The organism is Glaciimonas sp. GG7, from assembly GCF_052976905.1.
Genome location: NZ_JBRIIQ010000051.1, coordinates 20,098 through 28,864, shown reverse-complemented (window position 1 = coordinate 28,864; position 8,767 = coordinate 20,098). Strand labels below are relative to the sequence as shown.

The window sequence follows — 8,767 nt, the reverse complement described above, 5'->3', positions numbered from 1 at the left end:
CGCGTAATCGCATGGCTCTGGGTCGCCTGGGCCATTCGATAAAAATATCCCGTCCGGATTCAACGCCAAAGCTTCAGCGGCGCTCGCTTGCGCAGGCAACACGGTGACTTTGCAGCCACGTTCAGCCAACATCCGCAAAATATTGAATTTGACGCCATAGTCGTACGCAACAACGTGGTACTTAGGCGTGATTTGTTGGTCGTAACCGCGACCGAGACGCCATTCTGTCTCGCTCCAGCTATATGCTTTAGGCGTGGAAACGACTTTCGCCAAATCCATTCCTGCTAATCCGGGAAAGCTACGCGCTAGTTCCAGCGCAGTTGTGGTAGCGACGGCAATATCTGCCTCGCCGGTCACTATGGCACCGCTTTGCGCGCCTTTTTCACGCAAAATGCGCGTCAATTTGCGCGTGTCAATCCCTGCAATGGCGACTATCTTCGCATCTTGCAAGTAAGACTCCAGCGTTTGGCTGGAACGGAAGTTAGAAGTGAGTCTCGGCAAATCGCGAATAATCAAACCCGCAGCATGTATCTGGGAAGACTCGATGTCCTCCGCGTTAACACCTGTATTGCCGATGTGGGGATAAGTCAGTGTAACGATTTGACGACTGTAACTAGGATCGGTAAGAATTTCCTGATACCCGGTCATTGCGGTATTAAATACCACTTCACCGGTTGTATGGCCAACAGCGCCAATCGAAAAACCTTGAAAAATTGACCCATCTGCAAGCGCGAGGACGGCCGGAACAGCATGGCCAGAAAAAAATGGCGGCAAAGGTAACTCCTGATGTTGTTGCCGCCGCTGCGCTGTGCAAAACGTCCGCTAAAAAACCCCAAAAAAGAGGATTTTGGAAGTATTTATAGTCTTTTTGGGACGAAATGGAGGTGTATGCGCTACGACGGAGTAAATTGGGCTAAACCGCCTGAGTATAGCCTAAAACTACATTTCAGACAATCCAAAATGGACATCGCCTAGGCATTATGAAGAAAATTCTTAGTGGAAATTGGCGTTGATCATTACATCAAGCGCATTTCATAGGCAGGAGCATTTCCAACTATTTTTACAAATCATACTTTTCAAATCAGGTAGTGCTCACCGCACTACCTTCATACAAAAAATGCAATACAGCAATTAATTTCAGGCTGTTAATGCAGCAATACCGGCCTTAGCAATTTGCACATCTTCTGATGACTTAACGCCAGACACACCAACCGCGCCCAGATATTCGCCACCGACAATAATAGGCACGCCCCCCTCAAGTAAACCTTCCAGATTAGGAGCAGTAATAAAAGAAAAGCGGCCATTATTGATCATATCTTCATACACTTTTGACTCACGCTGACCCAAAGCAGCTGTTTTGGCTTTCGCCGGTGCGATGTGCGCAGAAATCGGTGCCGCGCCATCAAGACGCTGCAACCACAATAAATGTCCACCATCATCAACAATCGAAATGGTTACCGCCCATTTATTCGCAATCGCTTCTGCTTCTGCTGCGCCTGCAATTTTTTTGACGTCGTCGAGTGTTAACACTTGTTTAGATTTCATTATTTCTCCTTTGATAATGGGAATTATTGTACTTGAGGCAGACTAAATATAGATACCATCAAATACATTGACCCAAAAATTGACGTACAAAACAGCGTTTTTCGATTATTATCTTCAATTAATTTATTCGCTTTGGGAACTTGCAGCCAGATTTGTTATCAGGTCATGCATCTTGAGTTAAGCCCTTGATTTTAAATCGGGACCTATTCACCTACATTCATGCGGTCGTGCTGACCCAAGCCTCAATTCCGATGACGATCAAAACACCCTCCTCATTTTTTTCTACCCTAGCGCTAACATGTACTCTGCTCGCCAGCGGCTGGTTGGCAATTCCGGCATCCGCAAGCGACATCACCGATCTGTATAACGCACCGACCACCACCGCATCGTCCCCCGCAGTACCATCCCCTCGCAGCAAGTTTCAACAATTTACCGACCAATTCACCGAGCGCGCATCCGATTTTGCACAAAGCGCTATCGGGCTCATCGGCATCCGTTACAAATATGGCGGCGATACTCCCCAAACAGGTCTTGATTGCAGTGGTCTGGTGCGCTATGTCTTCAAGGAAGCGCTTGGCGTTGATCTGCCGCGAACCTCGGCTGAACTCAGCCGCGAGGGTGAGAAGGTCAGCCAGCAAGATTTAAAGCCCGGCGATCTGGTGTTCTATAACACTCTGCGTCGCAGCTTTTCGCATGTCGGTATTTATCTGGGAAACAATAAATTTATCCACGCACCACGCACCGGCGCTTCGGTACGCATTGAAAGTATGGATCTTTCGTATTGGAAAAACCGCTTTAATGGCGCACGCCGTATTAGCGATCTTGATCCGGCGACCATCGCCAATATTACTGCCACGCAAGAATAGCCATCGATAGCATCCACATGCAAAAAGCCACATTTAACAATGTGGCTTTTTTATTGGAACGCGCTTCTTGACGATCATCATCCCCGGCATACGCAACATCATCCCCCACGCTTCTCCTGCAACTTCTTTTTGATCTGAGGCATTAACGCCATCGTCGCCTGCTCACCAGAAAGAATAGCCATATTGCGGGCATTAAAATCATTCCCCTTCATGGTGTCGAGGTTTGGGCGAATCACAATATCAGCCTCTTTCAAGTCATTTTTATTAATACTCTGACCCATAATCGCAAAAGTCTGCAGCAACACATCGATCGAACTCGACGCCGCCTGCGCCTCAGGTGCCGCAGAAATATTCACAGCAATCACAAAATCGGCCCCCATTTCTTTGGCGTAACGCACGGGCACTGGTGCCACTAAACCGCCATCGACATACTGATGACTGCCTATCCTCACAGCCTGAAACACCCCCGGCACCGCCGATGAGGCACGCACAGCCAGGCCGGTATTGCCTTGGCGAAATAAAATCGGCTGACCGGAATTGAGATCCGTCGCGACTACCCCAAACGGTATTTTGAGTTTCTCAATCGGCACGTTACCGACGGCATGATTCACATAGTCTTGCAGACCGACACCCTTCAATACCCCGCTTACTTTCGCAAACAACGGTATCGACCAGTCTGAGAAAGCTGCCTCATCCATTTTCAAGGCCATCTGTTGCAACGCGAAACCGTTATTGCCTGCCGCATACAACGCGCCGACAACGCTCCCGGCGCTGGTTCCAACAACGATATCGGGCACAATTCCCTGCGCTTCCAAGGCTTTGATGACCCCAATGTGCGCAAAGCCACGCGCAGCACCACCGCCTAGCGCCAGACCAATTTTGATGTGACGCGGCACTTCTTTTTCGACTACCGGAGCGGTGACTGATGGTACGGCAGGCACCGTGGGTGCCGTAGTCTGGCACGCTGCCAGCAATGATAAAGAGAGAAAAATAGCCATCGACGAACGCATTGTTCGCGCATGGCGCAATAAAGGGATTGGATTCATTAGAGAAGAAACACGATGAGGACGTGGAATTCTACTCGACAATAACGTAAAGAGAGCTGACGCCCTTTGTAACAATAAGCGTCAGCCATTCAATTCATACACAAAAGTCGCTCAGGCAACCGCTGGCTGTTGTTGCGTCACGCAGTGAATACCGCCACCGTTCTCGCAGATACGGTCGACATTCACCTGCACAATTTTGCGTCCTGGATAAAGTCCCGCCAATGTTGCGGCTGCCGCTGCATCAGCATGCGCATCACCGAACTCAGGCAGTATCACAGCACCGTTGCAAACGTAGTAGTTCGCATAACCGTTGCAAAAATCCGGCTCATCCGAGCGTGCAGTCACCGAGCGACGCATAGTGACGATCTCGAGCTGACGTCCACAAGCATCTATGGATGCCTTCAACTGAGTAACGGCCCCCTCTGCCATGCGCGCCTCCGAGCCGGTATCTCCCTGCGGCATTAACTCGACTAACACCAGCCCTGGCTTAATAAAGCGTGCCAATAAATCGATATGACAGTCGGTAATATCTTCACCGCGCACGCCCGGCAACCAGATTACCTTGGAGGTCCCGAGCGCAGCGTTGAGCCGTGTTTGCAATTGCGCCTTACTCAACCCGGGATTGCGGTTGTCATTCATGACGGCGCTTTCCGTCGTCAGAACGGTTCCGTCTCCATCGACTTCTATCGCGCCACCCTCTGATGTCAATCCCCCTTGCAAGACCGGAATATTGAGCATCCGGCCGATATTGGCAGCGATCCTGGTATCGTCTTGATGCTGCTGCTTATTTCCCCAGCCATTAAAATTGAGATCCATGATGGCTTGCCCCCCTTGCCCATCGACAACAAAGATCGGGCCGGAATCCCGTGCCCACATATCGTCAACCGCCATCGCATGCACAGTCACAGTCGACCCACATAAATGCTGCGCCTGCGCCACCTGATCTGGTCGGGCCAGCATAAATACTTCCTCAAAGTCCGCTATGGTGCGAGCCAGCCGAGCCAGATTCTTGCGGACTAAATCCAGGTAACCAGCACCACCGTAAAGCTTGGCAGAGGCGGGCCACTGCATCCATGTCCGGACATGCTTTGCTGACTCTTCAGGCATGCGAAAAGCCGCAACAGTCCCGATCGAAGAACCTGAACCGCCGGGCAAAACACTGGGGAAATCGATCGTAGGAGTAATGACGCCTGAGTCGGATGAAGGGCAACCCGCGTTGACGCCAGCGTACTGGATCAGAGAATATTTGAGAAAATTTCGACGTTTTAACATAATAAAAATACTCCAGAAAGTCTTGATATTTATCGGGCGCTAACACGAGACCGCCGGTCTCATGGGTCCAACAGGACCGGCGGCCATTATCGGCAGGCGTTGCACCAGCGCATAATTGGTAACTATCGAATCAAGCGATGGACCACTAACCTTCCACCAGTTCAAAGTTCACGCGCCCCTCTATCACCGTCTCCGTCCCTACTCGTGTCGTAGCATCGTCAACGATGGCATCAACTTCAACTTGCGCAGAAAAATGTCGGCCCTTAACGATCTCTCCCGCAGTCGTGGGCGCTACGATCGCGCCGGGACCGATCACCATGGTCGCTTTTGATTCGGCAGGCAAAATACCAACCGTTGACGCCAACCCCAGATTGACTGGCGCGCCATCCAACTGCACATGTGACAAATAGATCATCAATTGACCCGTACTGCCGAATGCAAATTTATCTACACCGGTGATGCCTCTGGCTTTCAACCACATCCCTGTCGGTTTCTGGCATGTCACCGTGAGTGTCATTTGCCGTTTGCCCAGCGACAGACTGGGGCCGCTTTGATTTTCCAGCATTCCCCCGCGCGTCAAACGCCCGTAATCGATCGTCGTTTCGCTCAACTGCATCTGACAGTTCTCCGCGCAAGCCGACGAAACTGAAAGCCACAAACAGAGTGAAAGTCCTATTTTTTTGATGTAACCCGATTGTCGATAGTGCATTTCACTTCCCCAAAAGCAGCCCTAAAAACTGCGTAAATATTATGTTTTTTCCGATAACGTCAACGGTTTGCAATACCCGTCAACTCTCTCAAAGTAAGCATCCATATCGTGCTTTTTCGACAGAGTGAATTCAAGGCTGCATTGACGACCATCTGGCAAATGCACTCTTATTTCATCAGCCAACTGGCTATTCGATAAAAATACTGTTCCGCCGTCAATGACGCTGGTCAGAAATTGGTTCTGGCTATCGACAACGAGTGCCCCTTTCGGCAACGGCAGACCAGCCGAATCGGTTGCCGTGATGAGCACCCGACGCACTTGTTCAATATCAAAATCGACGTAGTGCACAGAACCCCGACCGACCTCGAGCGACTTAAAGCCGTTCTTAATATCCACATTACGCGGCAACGATTTGGTGGCGACCTCAAGGCGCGTCTTGGCGTAAGGTGAGAGCTGCGGGACCACAGCGCGCCCCCAGATATCGGTCCACACCGGACCACTCCCGGTATTGACTTTAATCCCGGCAACATTGGCCACCTTCATAACCGCAAATGTGTCCTGTATCGCATAGGGCGATAGCGTCAAACCAGCGTCATGTACTGCAATCGCGCCACGTAGCTGACCGCTGTAACTGGTGCTTCCCGATCCGCTGCGCGAGTACCCCAGATTAACCTGAGCGTAACGCGGCAACAGTGCCACATTGCCAGCGACATCCACGTTGCCATTGGAGGCGTCGCGTTCAGTGGAGACGTTATAGTTCAGATACGCATTGACCTGCTCACTCGTCGATGCACCCAGACGGCTTTTTCCGTTAGCGTTATTGACAAAAGAACGCACACTGCGCCCGCCAAATGGCATGCTCACGTTCAGATAAAAAGCACGATTATTCTTGCCCTCCCCGCTGGCCCCAAGACTGCTTTCAAGATTGGCGGAAACCGTTGCTTGTTTGAACGACTTGCTCCAGGAACCCACAACGCGTTGGGTCGAACGGTCACCAAAGGTCCTCGATGCACCATACGAAACATTAAAACCACCCAGAGTAGCGTTGCTCCACCCCAGCGACGCGCTGTACTGGCTTTTCGCACGACCGCTTAACCAGTCATCGGTCCCGCTCCGGTCGACAGTGCAGCGACTTCTATCGACCAAATCACGATACCCGGCACTCTGATGCGTCGTCGATAAGCCAGCGGTAAGCGTATCGGTAAGCGCCATTCCGACAGACATACTCAACTGACTACCCAGAACGCCCTCTTCGGTTGCAGACGAGACGACATTACGCACATGAATAGACGATTCGGTCGACGGTTTCGTATCCAGACTCCATGCCGCAGACTGATAATCCGGCACCACCATTAATCCGGCAGAAAGCAAATGGCGGTCCTTGAGCAGCCAACCACCGCTCCCAGTCATGACGAGCGACGCATTTGCCCTCCCCTGACCGCCCATATTGCGCAGCTGTCCAAACGCAAATGCGTAGCCGGGAGCCGCCAATGAAGTATTCGCTAAAGAAGCCGCCGGTATCGTAAAACTCCTTTGCCCTCCAGTGGTTTCAATCACCGTCACAACAAGATCGCTAGTGCTGTTCAAAACAGCAATATCGGTCAACGTAAATGGCCCCGCGGGTACCACAGTGGAATAAATCAACGCACCAGACTGACGCACTTCCACCTTCGCCTGTGATTGCGCAATCCCGGTGACAGTCGCCCCTGTCGAACCGTCCTTACGCAGCGCCGCCTCAGGCAAGATTTGCACGCCAGTCATCGCAGCACCGCTTACCGCCGAGTTCCTGATATTGAGTTGACCCGCCTGCACAATACTTTTGAGATCGACAAAAGTGCGTTGTGCGTAGCTATACAAAAACTGAAAATTCGATAGCGTATCGGTCGCCATATAACTTTGCCGACTGCGCACGATCCAATCGTGCGCATTGAGTCCCAGTTCGGTATTGGCCGACAGGTAGTGCGATGCCCCGCCTTTAAATTGATTGCTCAGCGACACCACGCTGTAGTTAAACAAACCGCCCGTACCACCGGTCTGGTATCCCGAAAAATCTTCCTGCGCAACACGTAAGACCTCACCCGGCACTACTAAGGCCACCTCTTCTTTACCTGGACGTAATTCGATCTCCGTCTGCGGTGCCATTGCCTTGAAATCGTAGCAACCGTTCGCAGGGTCACCAGGCGCGATCAGGTACTTTTTATCCGGCGTGATCAAACCTGCCTTGTCCAGTAATGCCTGATTAAAACAAAGCTGCCCATCGGCATCGAACAACGCATTCACCAAACCACGCATAACCCCATTGACCTGTACAGAAATGAGGCGCGTGCCGCCGCTAAAACGCGGTGCTTCGCGTAAATATTCAGCGACTTTAGGATCAATTCCTCGCTGTTTAAGAATATCCAGATCAAAGGTTGCCGCCGTAGAAGGCTTACCCTTGGCAGACTTGGTTTCCGCAATGGACGCATCCTCCAGCTCGGCAGCAATGACCTCCTGCGCCGGACTCAGGCTCACTATCGCCGCCGACACCATCACTGCAAACGAAGACCTTGCGCGTACACAACGCATTATTTCTGCTGCACTGAAAGCGGCGCATCGTAAGCGGCCACAATGTAGCCATACACCGTTGCCGGGTGAATCCGAACAGCATCGACAGCTTCGGCGTTAGCCTCGGCAGGCAAGGCAACAGCAATCGTCTCCCCCGGCAAAATATAGGTCCGTGGCAAACCCACTTTCATGTCTGACGGCTGCAAACTGACCATTTGACCCAGACGGACCACGTAAGGGCTATCGTTTTTTGCCGTCACACTGCCATTCGCAATCGACCACTGCAACAGCGTCCACGGCGCATGATTTTTTTCCAGGCCTTTCGGATGGATGATGACAGGCAAGTCCTGGCGCACCGTCATCTTTACCTCGGAACTACCCGTCAGACTCTTGGGCGGAACTCCCTCAAAAGTAACCCGCTTCAAACGCTGCACTTTAATCGGTTCTTTGGCCTGCATAATAAAACGGACTAATTGTGTTTCTCCGGGCTCGACCCGGGTGACCGGGTGCGTAATAAAAAGTAACGGTTCCGTATCTTCAGGCACACTTTCAAGCGACGAAAGTAGTAATGCAGGCTTAGGGTCCGTGTTCTTAACATTGATACTTCCCTCACCATCGGCTTCGTTAATAATGACGACCGACGTCTCAGGCAGCATGCCGCTTGCCAACGCAGGGCTGACAATATTGGCCAGCACTGTTACTGACAAAAGAAAAATAGGAAGTTTTCGAGAAACTATTTGCATAAGTAGCTTTCGCAAGAATAGAAAAAATAGAAAGATATATTT

The 8,767-nt window shown here is 51.2% G+C and carries 8 protein-coding genes; 1 reads left to right on the top strand and 7 read right to left on the bottom strand.

What is annotated here, in order from left to right:
- On the bottom strand, nucleotides 1-774 hold a 774-nt coding region (locus ACVBEF_RS12990; RefSeq protein WP_447124366.1), incomplete at its 3' end, for a carbamoyl phosphate synthase small subunit.
- A gap of 363 nt (nucleotides 775-1,137) precedes the next feature.
- On the bottom strand, nucleotides 1,138-1,545 hold the full coding sequence (locus ACVBEF_RS12985) for a GlcG/HbpS family heme-binding protein (RefSeq protein WP_447124365.1): 408 nt from the start codon (nucleotides 1,543-1,545) through the stop codon (nucleotides 1,138-1,140).
- Between the two features lie 251 nt (nucleotides 1,546-1,796).
- On the opposite strand from ACVBEF_RS12985, the gene ACVBEF_RS12980 reads away from it, so the two are divergent.
- Complete coding sequence (locus ACVBEF_RS12980) at nucleotides 1,797-2,411, top strand: C40 family peptidase (protein WP_447124364.1); 615 nt, start codon at nucleotides 1,797-1,799, stop codon at nucleotides 2,409-2,411.
- A 98-nt stretch (nucleotides 2,412-2,509) separates the two neighbouring features.
- On the opposite strand, the gene ACVBEF_RS12975 is transcribed toward ACVBEF_RS12980, so the two are convergent.
- The 5 genes from ACVBEF_RS12975 to ACVBEF_RS12955 all read right to left on the bottom strand — a co-directional run bounded on the left by ACVBEF_RS12975 (nucleotide 2,510) and on the right by ACVBEF_RS12955 (nucleotide 8,725).
- Nucleotides 2,510-3,409, bottom strand: a complete 900-nt coding sequence (locus ACVBEF_RS12975; protein ID WP_447124368.1) for a patatin-like phospholipase family protein — start codon at nucleotides 3,407-3,409, stop codon at nucleotides 2,510-2,512.
- 159 nt (nucleotides 3,410-3,568) lie between these two features.
- Entirely contained in the window at nucleotides 3,569-4,729 is a 1,161-nt protein-coding gene (locus ACVBEF_RS12970) for an agmatine deiminase family protein (protein ID WP_447124363.1), read from the bottom strand.
- 145 nt (nucleotides 4,730-4,874) lie between these two features.
- Entirely contained in the window at nucleotides 4,875-5,345 is a 471-nt protein-coding gene (locus ACVBEF_RS12965) for a hypothetical protein (protein ID WP_447124362.1), read from the bottom strand.
- A gap of 132 nt (nucleotides 5,346-5,477) precedes the next feature.
- Nucleotides 5,478-8,003 carry a fimbria/pilus outer membrane usher protein gene (locus tag ACVBEF_RS12960; protein ID WP_447124361.1) on the bottom strand — a complete coding sequence of 842 codons (2,526 nt, stop codon included), beginning with the start codon at nucleotides 8,001-8,003 and terminating at the stop codon, nucleotides 5,478-5,480.
- The gene (locus ACVBEF_RS12955) at nucleotides 8,003-8,725 is read right to left on the bottom strand and encodes a fimbria/pilus chaperone family protein (RefSeq protein ID WP_447124360.1); all 723 of its coding nucleotides are present in this window, start codon (nucleotides 8,723-8,725) and stop codon (nucleotides 8,003-8,005) included. The genes ACVBEF_RS12960 and ACVBEF_RS12955 overlap by 1 nt, the downstream gene beginning before the upstream one ends.
- Nucleotides 8,726-8,767: the final 42 nt, after the last annotated feature.